Annotated in this window: 17 protein-coding genes; all 17 read right to left on the bottom strand. The window is 44.1% G+C overall.

The window, feature by feature from the left end:
• Nucleotides 1-79 precede the first annotated feature (79 nt).
• Nucleotides 80-790, bottom strand: a complete 711-nt coding sequence (locus ACSNJE_RS13580) for a Vitamin B12 dependent methionine synthase activation subunit (protein ID WP_474774659.1) — start codon at nucleotides 788-790, stop codon at nucleotides 80-82.
• A gap of 125 nt (nucleotides 791-915) precedes the next feature.
• Nucleotides 916-2,769 (bottom strand): ASKHA domain-containing protein, encoded by a 1,854-nt coding sequence (locus ACSNJE_RS13575; protein ID WP_474774657.1) that lies wholly within the window; start codon nucleotides 2,767-2,769, stop codon nucleotides 916-918.
• Between the two features lie 150 nt (nucleotides 2,770-2,919).
• A complete protein-coding gene (locus ACSNJE_RS13570) occupies nucleotides 2,920-4,275 on the bottom strand; it encodes an MFS transporter (RefSeq protein WP_474774655.1) in 1,356 nt (451 codons plus the stop codon).
• A 350-nt stretch (nucleotides 4,276-4,625) separates the two neighbouring features.
• Nucleotides 4,626-5,993: an MFS transporter gene (locus ACSNJE_RS13565; protein WP_461570332.1), complete on the bottom strand. Its 1,368-nt coding sequence runs from the start codon at nucleotides 5,991-5,993 to the stop codon at nucleotides 4,626-4,628.
• 365 nt (nucleotides 5,994-6,358) lie between these two features.
• Nucleotides 6,359-6,502, bottom strand: a complete 144-nt coding sequence (locus ACSNJE_RS13560) for a hypothetical protein (protein WP_198360479.1) — start codon at nucleotides 6,500-6,502, stop codon at nucleotides 6,359-6,361.
• Nucleotides 6,503-6,522: 20 nt separating this feature from the next.
• On the bottom strand, nucleotides 6,523-7,677 hold the full coding sequence (locus tag ACSNJE_RS13555; protein ID WP_013121449.1) for a uroporphyrinogen decarboxylase family protein: 1,155 nt from the start codon (nucleotides 7,675-7,677) through the stop codon (nucleotides 6,523-6,525).
• A 2-nt stretch (nucleotides 7,678-7,679) separates the two neighbouring features.
• Complete coding sequence (locus ACSNJE_RS13550) at nucleotides 7,680-8,318, bottom strand: cobalamin B12-binding domain-containing protein (protein WP_495252866.1); 639 nt, start codon at nucleotides 8,316-8,318, stop codon at nucleotides 7,680-7,682.
• A 180-nt stretch (nucleotides 8,319-8,498) separates the two neighbouring features.
• A complete protein-coding gene (locus tag ACSNJE_RS13545) occupies nucleotides 8,499-9,314 on the bottom strand; it encodes a methyltetrahydrofolate cobalamin methyltransferase (RefSeq protein WP_052217368.1) in 816 nt (271 codons plus the stop codon).
• Nucleotides 9,315-9,526: 212 nt separating this feature from the next.
• On the bottom strand, nucleotides 9,527-10,225 hold the full coding sequence (locus tag ACSNJE_RS13540) for a GntR family transcriptional regulator (RefSeq protein WP_013121451.1): 699 nt from the start codon (nucleotides 10,223-10,225) through the stop codon (nucleotides 9,527-9,529).
• Nucleotides 10,218-10,895, bottom strand: coding sequence for a cobalamin B12-binding domain-containing protein (locus ACSNJE_RS13535; RefSeq protein ID WP_013121452.1), 678 nt, complete (start codon nucleotides 10,893-10,895; stop codon nucleotides 10,218-10,220). The genes ACSNJE_RS13540 and ACSNJE_RS13535 overlap by 8 nt, the downstream gene beginning before the upstream one ends.
• A gap of 36 nt (nucleotides 10,896-10,931) precedes the next feature.
• The gene (locus ACSNJE_RS13530; protein WP_495252865.1) at nucleotides 10,932-11,612 is read right to left on the bottom strand and encodes a DUF1638 domain-containing protein; all 681 of its coding nucleotides are present in this window, start codon (nucleotides 11,610-11,612) and stop codon (nucleotides 10,932-10,934) included.
• A 220-nt stretch (nucleotides 11,613-11,832) separates the two neighbouring features.
• Nucleotides 11,833-13,065 carry an MFS transporter gene (locus ACSNJE_RS13525; protein ID WP_052217369.1) on the bottom strand — a complete coding sequence of 411 codons (1,233 nt, stop codon included), beginning with the start codon at nucleotides 13,063-13,065 and terminating at the stop codon, nucleotides 11,833-11,835.
• Between the two features lie 114 nt (nucleotides 13,066-13,179).
• Nucleotides 13,180-13,323 (bottom strand): hypothetical protein, encoded by a 144-nt coding sequence (locus ACSNJE_RS13520; RefSeq protein WP_474661719.1) that lies wholly within the window; start codon nucleotides 13,321-13,323, stop codon nucleotides 13,180-13,182.
• A 13-nt stretch (nucleotides 13,324-13,336) separates the two neighbouring features.
• Nucleotides 13,337-14,491 (bottom strand): uroporphyrinogen decarboxylase family protein, encoded by a 1,155-nt coding sequence (locus tag ACSNJE_RS13515; protein ID WP_474774710.1) that lies wholly within the window; start codon nucleotides 14,489-14,491, stop codon nucleotides 13,337-13,339.
• 1 nt (nucleotide 14,492) lies between these two features.
• On the bottom strand, nucleotides 14,493-15,131 hold the full coding sequence (locus ACSNJE_RS13510) for a cobalamin B12-binding domain-containing protein (protein ID WP_013121457.1): 639 nt from the start codon (nucleotides 15,129-15,131) through the stop codon (nucleotides 14,493-14,495).
• 180 nt (nucleotides 15,132-15,311) lie between these two features.
• On the bottom strand, nucleotides 15,312-16,127 hold the full coding sequence (locus ACSNJE_RS13505) for a methyltetrahydrofolate cobalamin methyltransferase (RefSeq protein ID WP_052217368.1): 816 nt from the start codon (nucleotides 16,125-16,127) through the stop codon (nucleotides 15,312-15,314).
• A gap of 224 nt (nucleotides 16,128-16,351) precedes the next feature.
• Nucleotides 16,352-18,541, bottom strand: coding sequence for a methyl-accepting chemotaxis protein (locus tag ACSNJE_RS13500; protein WP_495252864.1), 2,190 nt, complete (start codon nucleotides 18,539-18,541; stop codon nucleotides 16,352-16,354).
• Between the last annotated feature and the right edge of the window lie 513 nt (nucleotides 18,542-19,054).

Raw genomic sequence — 19,054 nt, 5'->3', positions numbered from 1 at the left:
AAGATTTGCCATTCTGAACACTCAAACCTTTCTTGGAATATATCTAATCATTTTGACAATAGTTCCTCGGTACTATCAATTAACAGCGCTTAGACCCAAATTTATTCATATTACAGTTTTTTTGACGGTCGCAAAAATCACAATGGGTTTTCCCTTTCATGTCCGGCAGATTTTGTCCCACCCCTGTTACCATCGCAATGGATTTACGGGGTATAATAATGTTTGAATCCGTCAGGTGAAGGCCGATTTTATCTGCTTGAAGAAAGTGAACAATAGTCTGCATATCCTCAAGAGATGTCCAGTAGGAGTGACCGGGTCCCAAAGGGAAAGTTATTTCCCGTCCCGAGTGTCGGCATACCTCCTCAATTTTCCCCACTGCGGACATACTGCTTTTGGCAACAAAGGCGCTCCCGGCCGCATCAAGGACAAAAGCCTGAAATATTTTGCCCGTCTTCTTATAGTAATCTACACGGTCTTCCAGGTCTTTTCCAATGGTCACGGCAAAGAACATTAACTTATCGGCCGTTCCTGCCACCTTCACCAAGAGCCGACTGGTTAACTTCTGCCCTCCCTCAAGAAATAGCTCCTGTCCCCCGGTGCCGGATATACCAACCTCACGCCATATCGCGATGGGACAAATCAAAGATGCTGCTTCCTCTAATATCTGGCGGCGTAATTCCACCATACCCGGGCGGGGAGGGCTTTTAAGGTAATCCGCCCCTTCGGCCTGGAAAAGTTCGTCCAAAGTCACTTCCGGCAGAGGAATTTCCCAAATTGTCGGTTCTTTCATTTTCCATCAATCCTTTTTCCTTAAGCTTAGATAAACAAAATTAAGCAATTAAACACTAGAAACAAAGTAAAGCAACTAACCGGAAGCCTTGCTGAATATAATTTCCAACCAAATAACCGGCATAATTAACGAGTCGGCTGAAAATACGTAGATTGGGCAAAAATGCTGTTGAATTTGGGGTAACTGCCTAATTCAACAAAATTTACCTTACCGGCAATTTCAGCAGCTCTGCGGTATTCACTTGCGGAAAGTAAAGCCAGTTTGGCACCGGTACCCGCAGCGTTGCCAATTGTCTTAATCTTGCTTTCCAGCTCCGGCGGAATCAGTCCGATCACACATGCGCTGTGCGGGTTTAAATAGTTGCCGAAAGCACCGGCCAGCAGAACTTCTTTTATATCACTTACCCGGATACCAAGCGTATCCATCAAAACCTGCACACCTGCCGCCATTGCGCCCTTGGCCAACTGCAATTGCCGGATATCGTTCTGGGTAACCATAATCGGCCTGCCGTGGCCCGTTTGCTCTGCGTCCACAAGCATAAATGCCGGTTGGTCCTCATACTGAACAAGGTGGTCTTTGTATACTTTAGCCGCAGGATTGGTTAATTTATCATAAGACAGTAATCTCCCCCGTTTATCAATAATGCCCAGCTCCACTAATCCTGCTATTACGTCAAGTAAAGCAGACCCGCAGATACCCAGGGGACTAACCCCTCCTATCACAGTATAATCCAGTTTATCTCTGAAGAAAACATGGTCAATGGCACCTATGGCCCCCCTCATTCCACTGCTGATCTGGGCCCCTTCAAAAGCCGGCCCCGCTGCAGCGGAACAGGCCACCATCTTTTCTTTTGATCCGAGGGCAATTTCCCCGTTGGTGCCAATATCTATGACCAGCTTGATATCGTCACTCCGGTCCAATTCCACAGCCAATAATACCGCTGCCGTATCGGCCCCGACAAAGCCGGCAATATTGGGCAGCACAAATATCTTTCCGGCCGGATTTATGTCAATTCGGAGTTCTGCAGCCTTTGCCACTACCGGTTCACTGACAGCCGGTACATATGGCGATACGGCAATACTTTGGGGACTAATGCCCAAAAAAAGATGATGCATACAGGTGTTGGCAGCAATTGAAACCCCGTAGATATGGTTCCTGCTGATTCCTGCTTTTTCTGCCGCTTCACCAATCAGTTTATTCAGTGCTTCTACTACAGCAGTCTGCAACTTATTAAGCCCCTGTTCTTCCCGCCCGGCAAAGTTGACTCGCGAAATGACATCAGCACCGTATTTAGTCTGGGGATTAAGAGTTGATACAACACTCAATTCCTTTCCCGAATAAAGGTCCAGGAGATATCCCACAATGGTAGTGGTCCCGATATCAAACGCCATGCCCAGCATTGTCGCTGTAGTATCCCGTTCCTCGATGCCCACTACTTTACTGCCATACATAACAGCAGTAACCCGGTTTTGGGCTTGACGAAGAGCATCCGGCAGCCGGCGAAAAAGAGCCAGCGGCACCTCGCTGTCAAGACTGTCATAACCGCCCCTGGCAAGACCGTCCCTGAAACGTTGCCAGTCAGAACGATGATTTTCCAGGTCCGGCCTGTCTACTTCAATAAATATTTTCTTCAGGTGCGGCTCGAGCTGGAAAGACCGTTCCTCTGAAGCCATTAAAATGTTGTGTTCCAGCTTTTTATAATTGGGCAGTTCCACGGACATATTGCCATAAACTTTAGTTAAACAAGCCAGGCGTATACCCTGTTTCAGGTCACTTTCTTCAAGGATATCTACTTCCTGAGCCGTCGGCCGACTCGCTCCCTGTAAAATTTTCACCCGGCATTTGCCGCACTTTCCTCTGCCTCCACAGGGGAAATCAAAGTCCAGTCCCGCCTCATTCATTATTTCCATTATGGTACTGCCTTCCATTACTTCCACTTCCATGTCTCCCGGTTGAAAGAATACTTTGTAACGTTTCAACGCAATCCCTCCAGTTGTTAATACGACTTCGCTGTTTAACTTCAAACACAAATTGATACTTTTTTATTATAGCAGACAATAATACAAAGAGAGAGAACCCCTCTCTCTTTGTATTATCTTCTCTTTTTTCTTTCCATACACCTGCAGTCGTTAGGCAGCAACACTCTTTCTTGCATGAATTTCCTCTCTTATTTTCTGAACTCTTTTTTCATCTAGCCGGTAGAAAAATACTCCAACAAGGGCCAAGGCAGCAATAGACCCCGGTACCATAGAGGCCACCAAAATGATGGACCTGGTTAGCTCAGCAGTTGGTTCTGCCCCGGCCACATAGCCAATGGCGGCCAGACTAAAGCCGATAATAGCGCCGCTTAAAGCTACCCCGATTTTAATCGGCAGGGCGCTTAAGGACATAATAAGTCCCTTTGCATTTTTACCGGTTTTCCATTCACTGTATTCAGATATATCGGCATATACAGCGTACATCACCGAATTGGCCAGGCCTGTACCGAAGGAAACCAGCCCATTTAAGGCAATAAACGCTATAGGATTTTCAGCAACTACCCACATCAAGGCAAAGCAAATAACCTCAAAACTCAAACCCGATACATAAATTTGTTTCTTGGTAGCCTTTTTGGCCAGTAATCCACCGGCAAAAGAACCAACCAACATTCCGACACTGACAACGGTAAAGAAAGCAGAGGAAAGCATCATGTTCTGGGCGACATATTTGAAATAGTAAACGTTCAGCCCCAGAATCATGTACCTGGCAGTAAGGATACATACCTCAACGATGAAGAATATCAATAAATACTTGTTAGAGAAAATCTGCTTCAACATATCCCTCAGTGTCACGGTCTGCTTTGCTTCCGTTTGAAGGTCCACTACCCAGGGCTTGGACACACGGGCCATTAACCTGTAACCGAGCACCTGCAAAATGGCGAAAACAGTAACCGTAAGGAAGAACCCTCTGGCCTCGTTACCCCCTCCCAGGGTGATGACCATGGGCATAGCAATAATGCCCAACAGGATCTGAGCTGCAGAAACAGCTTGCTGTCTTCGGGAAGAAAGCGCTACCCTGTCCTCCTGTTCTACTCCGATGACAGGTATCAGGGCTGTTTGTGCGCTCCAGGCTAGGTTTACAGAAAAATGCGCGCACACATATAATATCCCCAGGACTACAGCCTTTGCTGCAGTATTCATAGCGCTGAAGTTCGTAAACATGAGGATAAACAGGATGGCCGTGACCGGAGGTGCCATCAAAAGCCAGGAACGGTATTTGCCCCATCTGGGATTGGTTTTTTCTATAACCGCTCCGGCAATAGGCACGGAAATGGCATCACCGATTCGGGCAATTAACAATATTGTACCTGCTGTTGCAGCCCCAACAGCCGCTACATCCGTCAAAAAATAAGCATAGTAGGTAACCGCTAAATACATCATGAGCTGAAAGCCCGTTTCTCCAATACTAAAAAGATTAATAACACTGGCAGAAGGTCTGGCCGCCATGTAACTTCTCCTTTCCATTAAATAATTAGCCATTAGCCATTGACAAACGAAGTGATCCATGTTAAATTATATATAGACATGTATATACAGGTAGATACTAATTTGATAAATTTTTTATTTGCTGTTCATAAAGCACTGTAATGGTAAAACAATAAGCAGTTTCGGAGCAATGTCGTTTCACCATTACAGCGTACAAAAGTTGCTGTTTAAGGAAAGAGAGATGAGCCCAATCATCTCTCTTTCCCCTGTTTTTATTATGCACTTACCGGAGATACAGTTCTGGCCTGAATCTCCTGCTGAAGTTCCTGAGTTTTTGCGTCTGTCAGCTTGTTAAAGAGAGAGCCTTGAATTTAAGCCGCTTCCCCGGCCTTTCTTGCCGCAATCTCTTTTTGCATTTGCTCCAATTTCTGAGGCGTGATCTTATACAGGAATGATATTAGTAACAGCCCTGCCAACAAGATAAGAGCAGGTATCAGCGTAATTCCGCTTTTGATACCGTTTACCAGTTCCGGTGTAGGCGCCATCTCCGCAACATACCCTGCTCCTGCAAGGATAGCAGTAATAACAACGCTCCTTAAAAGTATCGCAGTCTTAATGGGGAAACTAATCAGCGACATAATAAAACCTCTTGCATTTTTCCCTGTTTTCCATTCACCATATTCAACAGTAGCTGAGTACATGGCAACACTTAATGCATCAGGCATTGCATATCCCAAATAGGCCACGAACATTAAGGCCATAAAAGAAATGTAATTCATTGGGAATGCCCATATTGCCAGTAAGCAGACAATAAATATTAACAGTGATAAAATATAAACATTCCTCTCACCGAATTTTTTGGCCAACGGGTTGGCAAGTGCAGAGCCCAGGAATATAACCACGTTAAGGCCGGTAAAGAATATGGTAATTACAGCCAGATTGTTGACAACATACTTGAAATAATAGAAGGCCAAACCGAATATAACAAATCTTCCCATAAACCTACCAAGCTCACCTAACATTAACCCTATAAGAGGCGGGTTGATTACAATTTGTTTCAGCATCTCTGCCACAGACAGTTTTTCTGACGATTGACCGCCTTCTGCCGTTCCGCTGTGAGCGTAGTCCTTAGTTATAAAGAAAAGCACATAATAGCAGGCTATCATTACAAGACCGGTAATTACAACAGTAAGGGTATAACCTATGGCCGGATTGTCTTTGCTTCCCAGAGCGGTAATCAGCGGCATACCGATCAACGAAAAAGCAATAGCTCCTAATCCGTTAAACATACCCCTGTTTGATGCCATTGCAATTCTTTCTTCTCTTACAGGAGTCATTGAGGAGTTCATCGCAATATGTCCTGCATAATATATGTTCCAGATCAAATGACTTACAACAAAGCCAACTGTAATTAAAACAGCATTCACGGTTGGGGAACCGATTTTAGAAAACTGCAAAACAAAAAACAGCGCTGCAAAAGGAGGTCCTACCAGTAACCATGAACGGTACTTCCCCCATCTCATATTACTTTTTTCCACTATTATTCCTGCCGTAGGAACCCATAGGATATCAAATATACTTGTTATCAACAGTACCGTACCGACCAGGGCCATCGGAAGCTTGGCAAAATCAGTCAAAAATGCCGCAAAATAGAATACTTCCATATTTACAAACAACTGGAATCCAAATGAAGGTAATCCATACAAATTAATAACTGACTTCCTTAATTGCTGTACCACGCTATTCTCCTCCTCAGAGTAAATTTCTTTACTTCTACCTCTTTGCGAATATACATAATACACTCATAATGGAAGCAACAGAATGCTATTCTCCGATCTGCTAAGGTCAAGCAAAAATTAGGTACTGTACTAACCAGAAAGTTGACCACCCCGTGGCAAAAATTGGTATCAATTGGTTAAGTTGATTAGGGATAACATGGCACGGCATGCAGCTCTTTGAGTCCATAAAATTTAAAGTTTGTCAACTTTTTTCGTCCAGAATTGGATTCCCGGGGTAGTCAATTTCCCCAATTGCATAGCCACTTAAGGTGGTCAACTTTTATATCGGCACTACTTGCATGTCCCTGGATTGTTCCCGCGGAGCCTTATAGCAATAAGCCAATAATGAAATTAAACATCATGTCTTCATACTTTTCTATTTTAGGAGCGATTACTTTTTCCGGTTTTCCTTCCAGTTCCGGGTGTTTTTCTTTATACTCTTCCCAGGTGACATAGTATTTTGACTTCATAACATCTCCTCCTTCCATCATTAATAGCTACCATTCTCCATAAAGTACCTTAATACAGCTCGGAGGTTATTAGCAACCTTGCCCTCTTTATCGGCGCTTATTATACTCTTATCAGCCTGGAACCAGTACTTTCCGGTAGGTGCCAAAATATCTAACAATTCTTTAGCCTTGTCAATACACTGCTCCTCAGTTCCGGTTTGCAACAATGTAACAGGGTAGAAGCCAGAAATAATGTGCTTCTTGCCGAGCTTTTCAGCAACAACTTTCGGGTCTCCATATTCGAATCTCATAATAGTGTTTTCCGGTAATTCATACAGGTAATCCAGATACCTCATCCAGTCATTTTCTACAAACAGTTGCACATTTTGACCCATAGCAACACATTCTTCTACCAACGTCTTGAATGTTGGCCAGTAGAACTTTTCAAAGTCCTTATCCCGCATATATGGCGCCATATGCAGGGGAATAAAGGTGAAACCTAAAACCCCTGGAACCGGCAGCTTGCCCTTCTTGATCATTATTGGCGTTACCGCTTCACAAGCCGCCAGCACCTTATCGGGATACCTTCTTACATCACTGGAGATCCCTTTAAAGCTCCTCAGGAAGTCAGCCATAAAGTCGAAGGGGGCCTCAGTCAAAGCCACCATAGGGGCAACCAATCCATGTTTAGCATTAACCCTATCTCTTATCTGACCCAGGCATGCATAGTCGTCATAGTACGCCTTCATTGCTTTAGCCAGAACCAGGGCCTTTTGACTGGGTTCTGCATCAAGTTCGGTATATAACCGGGGTAAGACCGTATCAATAATGAAGTCATAGGGAGCTGCAATAAAGTCATCGTATTCCTCCGGTAGCAGGCCCACAACTTCCGGGTGCTGCATAAAACCACCGGAACCCATGACAATAGCTTTTGAACCCAACATTTGATAGAACGCAGGAAGCCTCAGGCTACCTATGGGGGTGGTATCAGTAGGAAAATCCTGACAAAACTTATCTAGTATAGCCTCTAACCTGGGTACATCCCATTGGGCTTCGGCCAGGTCCTCGCCGTAGTACTGAATTGCAAATTCCAGAGTTGCCGGATTGGTAACGGGCACTCTTTTGGGGGTCTTTCCACTGAAAAGGTCCCGGAATAATTGCTCCCTTTCTTTGGCTAATGCTGCAACATCCGTCATATCTACATCACCCACCCTTGGCATATCTTAACGCCTTCGGCGGCGTTGGTTGTGAATGCATCGGCGCCAATTTGCTTGCATGCATCCTCGGTAACAGGGTTGCCCCCGATAATTATTTTTATGTCATCACGCAGCCCTGCTGCCTGAAGCGCATCCACAGTATTCTTCATTGCATCCAGAGCAAGGGTGAGCACACCGCTCATGCCCAAGATTTGTGGCTTAATTTCTTTTATCTTCTCTACAAACTTGCCGGCCGGAACATCTATCCCCAGGTCGTAAACTTCAAAGCCGGCCGCTTCGGCCATGCTGGCAAAGATGTTTTTACCGATGTCATGCAAGTCACCTTCAACTGTACCGAGAACTATTTTCCCAATTTTGGTGTTGCTCTCCCCACCCAAAACAGGTTTTAAAGTGTCGATGGCTGCTGTAAGTAATTCCCCGGCAAAGATCAAATCACCAACAAAGTACTCGCCTTTTTCAAATAAATCTCCCACTATGGCCATTCCCTGCTGACACGCGTTAACTACTTTGTTTGCTTCTTCCCCACTTGGGTTAGTTCCCACAAATTCTTTCAATATCGCCAATACTTTTTCTTCGTCAAGTTCTCCTACTGCCTGAGTCAACTTTTCCAAATCCACCATAATCATTTCTCCTCCTTTAATAGTTGTATTAGGCCGAATCTCTCTGCACTTTTCCGGTTAACTCAATTACACCCCCTGCCCGTCATCAAACATGCTAATATTTCTTATTTTCTGACAATTTTAGTCGCTCATAATTTTCAGACAATTGCATTGCCAACTACTTTTCAATTGTAATGCCAATTATTTTTCGACCACTTTAACGGGTCCAATTTTGTTTTTCCGGTATGCATTGGCAAAGTTCCTGCAGAACCGGTCGCGTCCAAGCAACGCTTCCGTTGCCAACAGCGTCGTTAACATGTCCCTGTTACAGGGGTCCAAAATGGCTGAATCCATGCCGGCATACATTGCTATAGTTAAAAAGTGTTGATTTATTACCTTTCTTAAAGGCATACCAAAAGAAATATTGCTTAAACCTGAGGTAACTTTTATGGTGGGGTACAATTCTTTTACAGCGGTCAGTGTCTCAATGAAGTTCAGCAGAGATTTGTTATCAGCGGAAAGGGCCATTACCAATGGGTCTATGTGGATCCTGTCGGGGGTTATGCCGTATTTTTGTGCTTTTTCTACCATAATCTTTGTTATATCTACCCTGGTCTGAACATCTGACGGAATTCCCCTGTTGTCGCAGGTCAATGCGATAACCTGCCATTCTGTGCCCTGTATCATCGGGTAAATAACTTCACATTTGTCGCCTTCCTCGGATACTGAGTTAATTATTCCGGGCCGCTTCGCATACGGAAAAACCTTTTCAATTGTTCTTGGATTGGGGCTGTCAATGCATAATGGTTTATCAACGGCATCCTGGACAATGTCCATCAGCCAGATCAAAGTTTCCTCTTCGATCTCCGGCGCTGTACCTGCACAGACATCGATGTAATCGGCTCCTGCCTCGGCCTGCCTGACAGCCAGGTCCCGAATAAACTCTTCATCCTTGGCCTCTATTGCTTTTTTGACACTTGGAATGGTACCGTTAATTTTTTCCCCAATGATAATCAATTAATTCACCCCCTTTGTCTTCTCGTAAGCAAGTAATTACCTGTATATACATGCAATTTCATTTTATCACATTTTATCATTTTGTCAAGAAGTACTAAAATGCGACAAAATATGAATTGCCCCCAATCCAACTGCCTAAGGCCCCGAAAAAAATAAACTGCACCAAAATTTTTGATGCAGTCCTTTCCAAGGGTTTTTATATTGCAAAATATTCATTGGCTAATTCCCTGCAATTTAATATAGTCTCCACGAAAGTATGTAATTCCCAGCCCCATTGGCTTATCTTCACTGTTATAAAGTTTCTGCTCCACAACCATTAAGGCCAATTCATTATAAATATTTAGATATCGTTTTATATCCTCATCCGGAGTTCGAGCATAAATGGTGAGTTCTTTTTTTATCGCAAAAAGGGACGTGCTGCCGGAAATCATTTCTGTGAAGGTAGCATGTTCGATTTCTTTTTCCACTATAGGCATCCCCTTACGGTAAATTAAATATTTAACGTCATAAGCTACAGGGTCGCCGTCAGTATAAAACAACCGACGGATCATAATAACGTTTTTGTTCCTGGTAATCTGTAATTCATCGGCCAGCTTTTCATCGGGCATGATAATATTGACTTCCAGCAACTTGGTTTTGTCAACACTGTTAATAGCGTTGTTCATTTCGTCGTAATAAAGAATATATTTATTATGTTGCGGCTTTCGAACAAAGTTACCTTTACCGGGAATTGAGTAAATGTATCCTTCGTTGGCCAGAATGGCCAAGCTTTTTCTTACAGTCATCCGGCTGGTCCCAAATTCTTTACACAATGCAGCTTCCGAAGCAATAGCATCACCTGGTTTTAATTCGGCGCGGTTTATCTTATTCTTTATTTCTTCAGCTATTTTTATATAAACAGGATTACTCATTTTTATTTACTCCCTGTCCGGTCCGATTAATCCATTCGATGCATTTTTTTACGCCAACAGCAGCGTCATTGGCAAAAGCATCGGCGCCAATAAATCTTAATGCATCCTCTGTAAGATGGTTACCGCCAACGATAAATTTAGCTTTATGTCTTAACCCGGCTTCCACAAAAGCATCAATTGTCTCTTTCATTGCATCCACAGTAGATGTGAGTACACCGCTTAACCCAACAATATCGGGTTTGTGTTCCTCAACTTCTTTTACAAAAATCTCTTTCGGAACATCTACCCCGAGATCAATAACTTCAAAGCCGTTGGCTTCCATCATGCCCCTGAATATGTCTTTTCCAATATCATGAATGTCGCCTTTTACAGTTCCAACGATAACTTTCCCAATCTTTTGCTCGTGGTTGCTTTGGAAATGAGCGGTCATTTTATCTAATTCCAACACTTGCTTAAAAATAAGCCCGGCCATAATCAGGTCTGCTATATAATAGTCCTTGCTCTCATACAGCTTGCCAACCCTGTTCATACCTTCGTTAATCAGTTCCAGCAGGCGGAGCGGATGCATTCCTGCATTTAGCGCCTCGTTAGCCAGTTTTATGGCATTTTCTTCGTCTAATTGCTCTACCAGCTTTATAATTGTTCCTTCCATTTTCTTTAGATCTTTCATTTGATCCTCCACAATAAAGTATTTTGAGGTGGTAACCTAAATAGCCTGGTGGGATGGCTCACTGTACTGATGCCGAAAACGACCGATATTGACTGTTTCACCCTTTTTAACGACGCAGAAATTTTCATCATATGGCCCTGTTAACAGCTTTTTCAGAAACCAAATGCCGCCTTCTGTTACAGCCAGTTCCAGGTGGGTATTTTGGGCTAACTCCCGGGCTTTGTTCAACCACTCTTCCAGGTTATATGCTTTTGTGTCAATAAGCATTAAATGATGATAGTGCTTGAGCATTAGCGCAAAAATTTTCTTAGCCCTTTTTTCTCCATAACGTTTTAAAGTATGCCAGTATTCATTCAACAAGCCTTTAGAACTTTCCATCCAGCCTTTAGTTAAGAAATAGGTTTCTTTCCGGCGTTCAAATATTTTGCCGGGCTCGCTTAATACCATAGATATGCAATCATCAGTCTTAGGAATAATTAAATTAGCCGTAGAAGCCTTTAAACCTACCAGACCGTTACCGCAGCAACCGTAGGCGAATAATATGTTGTCCACGTTAGTCAGTGCATCTATTTCCTTTTGCAACCTTTTCCTTAATTCATTAGGATCTATATGATATTCTGATTCTACCCAAATTACCGGATATTGGCATCCCGTTTCCCGTATCGCCAAATTTAATTCATCAAGCAGCGTCTCACAGGCAATAATTGTATAATTCATATAAATCATTCCTCGCCTAAAATAATGTAAGGTCACAATACAGCATCTGGTGTTAGTTTAACCGGGAAAACCGCCCTCAAGACGTATATACAGCAGTATACCACTAATTATTATATTATAATTATTAAATATTTTTGTCAACTCTTGGATTCCGGTGGTTTTCTCTTTTATGACCCGATGCACATGTTAGGAGGTGCCGGGGGCCAGGCACCTCTTTTGGCTAGATGGCTTCTATAGAGTTAGGGCCCGCCTCAGCCCGGGCTTTGGCGCCCAATTCAGGCAGAAACAAGGCCACTACGCCCATCATTAAAAATGACAAACTGCCCAGGGCAAATAGCATATTGTAGTTTTGGCCCGCCAACGGGGCAATAATAAAAGATGGAATAAAGACAGCCCCGACAACTTGCAGAGTACCGATGATACCTCCGGCGCTTCCGGCATAAACAGGGCCTATTTCCGGAAGCAGCATCGGGAACGCCATAAGTAAAGGCGTGCATATTCCCGAGAAGATTCCAAGCAGGGCAAGCAGCGCTACCATGTCTGCCCCTTGAGCAACCAGCCAGGACGAATATCCGGCAATTGCTCCCAGAACCGCCACAGGGGCCAAAAAGGGCTTAATTTTTCCAATGCGGTCGGACATAACGGGACCTAAGATGCTGCCCACAATGGTACCAAAGGTCACTATAGAGGCCATAAACCCGGCTGTTACCGGACTCATCCTATGCACTTTGTTTAATGCATTAGGAAGAAAACCGGAAAATACCATTGATGAACCCATGAAAAACATCAAGGCTAAACCCACCAGCCAGACATTTTTGCTTCTGGCAGCTACGCCAATATATTTGGTCACGGACATGACCGGCAGATCAGGTGCGCCCTCAGGCTTGGGCTTAATAAAGGCCATCCATAAAATCCATATTACCAGCATAATTAAACCCGCAGTAATAAAGGCGCTCTTGGTTGTTGGAAAGAAAGCCGACGTGGCCAAAGCGACACTCATACCAACACCGCTGGCAGAAAAATAGATACCCATGGCAGTGCCCATCTGTTCCCTGGGAAACCATGCCCCCAGCAGCTTGGATACGTTGGCGTTCAAGAGGCCCGGACTGATTCCGGCCAGGAACATCAGCATAAACATTTCCCAGAAGTTGTGGGCGGCAAACCGGAAAAACACTCCTACTATCGAAAAGACAAACCCTACTGCTACCACTTTTTTGACACCAAAGCGGTCAGCTAAGGCGCCCGCCGCGAAACTGAAACATACACCGGCCAACATAGGCGCTGTCAGGATCATGGAATACTGCCCAGGTGTCAGTTTGAAATCAGGGATAATTTTATATGCCAAGGCTGCTACCTGAAACTGGGCGGCGATACCGATAAATACAGCAGACCACATGATTATCAGAATCACCCAGCGATATGGCGACAGCAAAGGCTTTGTACCTTCACTCATGATTTAATTCACTCCTCTCCTGCATCATCAATTTACTTGGTAAAAAATAAAAAAACCAAAAATAATACAGAGAGAGAATCAGGTCTCTCTCTGTATCGATTAGTAAGCAGTTTTCTAGATACACAGGAACATAATAAATGCAAACAGCCGTTCCTCATAACTCTGCATTTTAGGAGCGATTACCTTCTCCTGTTTCTCATCAATTTCCGGATGTTCTGCCTTATACTGTTCCCAGGTTTTATAATACTTGGCCTTCACTTACAACCCCTCCTTAATAATTAGCGTTGGTAGCTACGTATTCCAGCACAGCCTGGAGGTTTCTGGTGTTAACACTGTCCACTGTGATAGGTGACTTATCAAAACCAAAGAAGTACCTGCCACCCGGGGCCAAAATATCGATAAGCTCTTTAGCCTTGTCAATACACTCCTGCTCGGTCCCGGTTTTTAACAGGGAAATTGGATAGAAACCGGTAATGATATGCTTTTTGCCAAGTTTTTCTTTGACTAATTTGGGGTCACCGTACTCGAACATCATGATGGTGTTTTCCGGCAGTTCAGCTAAATAGTCAACATAACGCATCCAGTCCTGCTCTACGAATAAGAATGACTTAATGCCGGCCTCCGCTAAACCATCAACGGTTTTCTTAAAGGTTGGCCAGTAGAATCTTTCAAAGTCCTTATCCCGAAGATAGGGGGCCATGTGCAGAGGAATAAATGTAGCCGATGTTTTTGTCGGGTTAGGCTGCATGCCCATTTTGATCATCCATGGGGTAACTGCCTCAACGGCCGCTTCCACTTTATCAGGAACCCGGCGAACATCAATGGAAATATTCCTAAAACCCCTTAACTGGTCAGCGACGAAGTCGAAAGGTGCCTCACACATGCCGCCAAAAAGGTTAACACGGGCATAGCCGTATTTCTCTATCAGTTTGTCATATAACATGGCGGCAGCGCCCATGTCATCGTTAAAGGCGGTGAAGGCTTTGGCTAAAGTCATAGCCTTACCCACTGGGTCTTTATCAAGTTCACTGTATAACCGGGGTAATACCTTTTCTACTATACAGTCGAAGGGTGATTCGATGAAAGCATCATAATCTTCTAAAGCCAACCCTTCAACCTCAGGATGCTGCAGGAATCCGCTGGAGCTCATGACAAAATTGCGGGCACCCAGGATCTTGTAAAAGGAAGGAAACCTGAAAGCTAGTACAGGCAGTGTATCGGAATAAAAATCCGCACAAACTTTTTCAAATATCTCTGGAAGTAGTGAGGTATCCCACTGAGCTTCCGCCAAGTCTTTTCCGGCATACTGAATAGCAAACTCGATGGGCAGATTGTGGCTAACAGGCACTCTCTTGGGAATGACACCGTCAATTATATCTTCAAACAATTTAGTCCGCTCTTGGGACAATGCGAGTTTATCGGACATTCTATTTCACCCACTCCTGACAAATTTTTACGCCTTCAGCAGCGTTGGTTGTGAATGCATCGGCGCCAATTTGCTTGCATGCATCCTCGGTAACAGGGTTCCCCCCGATAATTATTTTTATGTCATCACGCAGCCCTGCTGCCTGAAGCGCATCCACAGTATTCTTCATTGCATCCAGAGCAAGGGTGAGCACACCGCTCATGCCCAAGATTTGTGGCTTAATTTCTTTTATCTTCTCTACAAACTTGCCGGCCGGAACATCTATCCCCAGGTCGTAAACTTCAAAGCCGGCCGCTTCGGCCATGCTGGCAAAGATGTTTTTACCGATGTCATGCAAGTCACCTTCAACTGTACCGAGAACTATTTTCCCAATTTTGGTGTTGCTCTCCCCACCCAAAACAGGTTTTAAAGTGTCGATGGCTGCTGTAAGTAATTCCCCGGCAAAGATCAAATCACCAACAAAGTACTCGCCTTTTTCAAATAAATCTCCCACTATGGCCATTCCCTGCTGACACGCGTTAACTACTTTGTTTGCTTCTTCCCCACTTGGGTTAGTTCCCACAAATTCTTTCAATATCGCCAATACTTTTTCTTCGTCAAGTTCTCCTACTGCCTGAGTCAACTTTTCCAAATCCACCATAATCATTTCTCCTCCTTTAATAGTTGTATTAGGCCGAATCTCTCTGCACTTTTCCGGTTAACTCAATTACACCCCCTGCCCGTCATCAAACATGCTAATATTTCTTATTTTCTGACAATTTTAGTCGCTCATAATTTTCAGACAATTGCATTGCCAACTACTTTTCAATTGTAATGCCAATTATTTTTCGACCACTTTAACGGGTCCAATTTTGTTTTTCCGGTATGCATTGGCAAAGTTCCTGCAGAACCGGTCGCGTCCAAGCAACGCTTCCGTTGCCAACAGCGTCGTTAACATGTCCCTGTTACAGGGGTCCAAAATGGCTGAATCCATGCCGGCATACATTGCTATAGTTAAAAAGTGTTGATTTATTACCTTTCTTAAAGGCATACCAAAAGAAATATTGCTTAAACCTGAGGTAACTTTTATGGTGGGGTACAATTCTTTTACAGCGGTCAGTGTCTCAATGAAGTTCAGCAGAGATTTGTTATCAGCGGAAAGGGCCATTACCAATGGGTCTATGTGGATCCTGTCGGGGGTTATGCCGTATTTTTGTGCTTTTTCTACCATAATCTTTGTTATATCTACCCTGGTCTGAACATCTGACGGAATTCCCCTGTTGTCGCAGGTCAATGCGATAACCTGCCATTCTGTGCCCTGTATCATCGGGTAAATAACTTCACATTTGTCGCCTTCCTCGGATACTGAGTTAATTATTCCGGGCCGCTTCGCATACGGAAAAACCTTTTCAATTGTTCTTGGATTGGGGCTGTCAATGCATAATGGTTTATCAACGGCATCCTGGACAATGTCCATCAGCCAGATCAAAGTTTCCTCTTCGATCTCCGGCGCTGTACCTGCACAGACATCGATGTAATCGGCTCCTGCCTCGGCCTGCCTGACAGCCAGGTCCCGAATAAACTCTTCATCCTTGGCCTCTATTGCTTTTTTGACACTTGGAATGGTACCGTTAATTTTTTCCCCAATGATAATCAATTAATTCACCCCCTCTTAATATATACACGTATATACAGGTTTATTTTCATTTTATCACTCCCCGACGTTTTGGTCAATATGTCGGTTTTATTATTCTTTAGTATTATTGAATTACGCACATTGGGCATAGCACAGGCTAACAGTGCAAGTAGGTTAATACCAGCAAAAAAGCGCTACCCATTTACAGGTTGCGCTGTTAATTTCCACCTGACAATTCCGATATTTTATACACTGAATTTAGATACCAGGCCTTGGAGTTCCTCGGCCATCCTGGCAAGCTGTTCAGATGAAGCCGAAATTTCTTCAATGGAAGCAGTCAATTCCTCTGTTGAAGCAGACACCTCTTCCGCCGCCGATGCGTTTTCTTCCGAAATTGATGCTACATTCTGTATCGAGGAGTTCACCTGCTGTGCGGAAGCAGACATTTCTTCGGTTGCTGCAGAGTTCCCTTCGGTGATAGCCGCTACGTTATTCACAGCCTGCGATACTTCCCTGCTTCCGGTTAATATATTGTTTATCAGCTCCATAATTTTGTGTATATTTTCTCCCGAATTTTTGACGCCATCCACTATTTCTTTCAGGGATCTTCCGGCCTCCTGAGCCAAGACTACTCCCTGTTCGACTTCCGTAGTACCCGTTTGCATTGAATCTATGGCTACTTTAGTACCCCTTTGGATGTCTGTGATTAGCTGGGCTATCTCCTTGGTAGCTTTGCTGGACCTTTCGGCAAGTTTTCTTACCTCATCGGCAACTACCGCAAAACCTTTACCGTGTTCACCGGCCCGTGCAGCCTCAATCGCGGCATTCAATGCCAGTAGATTAGTCTGTTCAGCTATGTCATCAATAACCTGGATAATTTCCCCTATTTTCTGTGAGTGTTCACCCAGGTCGTGAATCCTGTTGGCAGTCGCAAAGACTGCTTCTTTAACCTTCAGCATACCGTCAACGGTTTTTTCGACAGCTTTGCCTCCGTTTTCGGCTACCAGTCCATTCTGTTCGGCCACTTGTCTGATGTTTTCCATACTTTCAGCCATAACAGCTATCTTTTCAACCATTTCGTTTACCATGTCGGTCGTAGTAACAACGTTTTTGCTCTGTTCGCCCGCCCCCGCAGCAACCTGTTGGATTGACTGAACCATCTGGTCCATAACCTGTACAATCTCAGTAACACTCTGGGCTTGGTTCGCAGATCCTTTGGCAACCTGCTCAATTGTCTGGGCCACCTGCTGAGTGGCTTTGGTAGCTTCTTTGGCATTAGAAGAAAGCTCCTTACTGGTCATGCTCACCTTGGCGGCCATCTCAGTGGCATGTCTGATCAACCCATTAGTCTGAGCTTGCATTTTATTAAAGGCATGCACAAGACCGCCAAGCTCATCCTGGCGCTGTATCTCTAAATGGTACGTTAGGTCCCCTTTAGCAGTCCGCTCCATTGCCTCAAGCAGCTTTTTAATCGGCCCAGTCAAGTTTCTGGCAATAATTATGGCTGCACCCAAAGCGAGTAACAGGGCTATACCACCAATCACAAAAAATTGCACACGCACTTGGTTAATTTCAGCCAAAACTTCCCCGGACTCTATTACTGAAGCTAAAACCCAGTCAGTATTAGGCACTTGCCGGAAAACAATTATTTTTTCTACACCGTTTAAGGTATAAGAACCGCTCCCCTGTACCTCTTCACGCATCCTCTGGCTGATCCTGGCCAAGTCAGGTCCCTGCTCGTCCAGATCCTGTTTCATAACCACGGAGGAGTCCGGATGAGCAAGAATTAGTCCCTGTTTGTTGGCAACATATGTAAAACCGGTTTGGCCGATTTTAGTTTCCGTGATCGGCTTTGTCAGCGTATTGAAGTCGATGGAAACACCCGCAACACCAATTGTTTCACTACCTTTTTTGATTGGCGCTCCGATAACAAAAACGGGCCTGCCGGTAACCGGCGAAATACTTACTTCGCCCAAAGTTAATTTGCCCTCAATTGCTCCCTTATAGTACTTCTTTTTTCGCAAATCTACCCCAACAGACTTTCCGCCAATCCCGTCAGCCAAGGACCGGCCATTTTTACCGGCAATAAAAACGTTTTCATATAAGCCGTTGCTTTTTTGATAAATGTTCTTTAGATGACTACTGAGCTCCGCTGTATTTTTAAGAATTTGGCCGGCATTGGCAGCAGCAACATATTCCCGTACCATAGGTAAACCGGCAATCAATTCATCGGTTTGTGCGCTGTTTTTAATGATTACTTCAAAAGTATTGACTTTTTCCTTTACCACCGTATCGAGCAATTCATTCTCTTTCTGCCCAATAATTTGTGCCGATCTGTAGTAAGAATTTACGCTAATACCTAATGTAACCACCATAACGAGAACAAACATGTAAAAAAACAATTTTGTGAATAGATTTAACTTAATCTTTGGCATACACCCGCCCCCTTTGATCTGCTTGTTGGTAATACTTGTATATACCGGTAATATTATAGCACAGGGGAATAATAAAGCAAAGATGTTAGAGTAATTTTCTTATTGAAATTTCACAATAATCTCCACCATTTCAGGATGACTGCCTATTCTTAACGGTGGCCCATCCTTTGTTGACATGTAATCTGCCTTCCGAAAAACGGAGGCATAAACAGTTGTTATAAAATATTCTGTATCTAAGAAAAAAGCCTCCCCAAATGGGGAGGCTCCAGATTGTAGACAAAGTCAAATTAGTACGATTGAGGAGAGCTTAATCCTCCACTCCAATATTTCCTGAAGGGGTGGGTGGGCTTTCCGCTACCAGGGAGCTTGATGCTGCAAAACCACAGCCGTGAGTTGCTGTAACCGCTATGGAGGTAAACAACCGTTGCTCCAAGGCTACGGGCGGAGACAGTGTAAAACTCCGTTCAGTTGAAATCGCTGAACCCGGCCAAATCGTCATCCATGACTCGTGGC

The organism is Thermincola sp. GK-1 (assembly GCF_059412445.1).
This window is presented reverse-complemented; position numbering and strand designations above follow the sequence as displayed.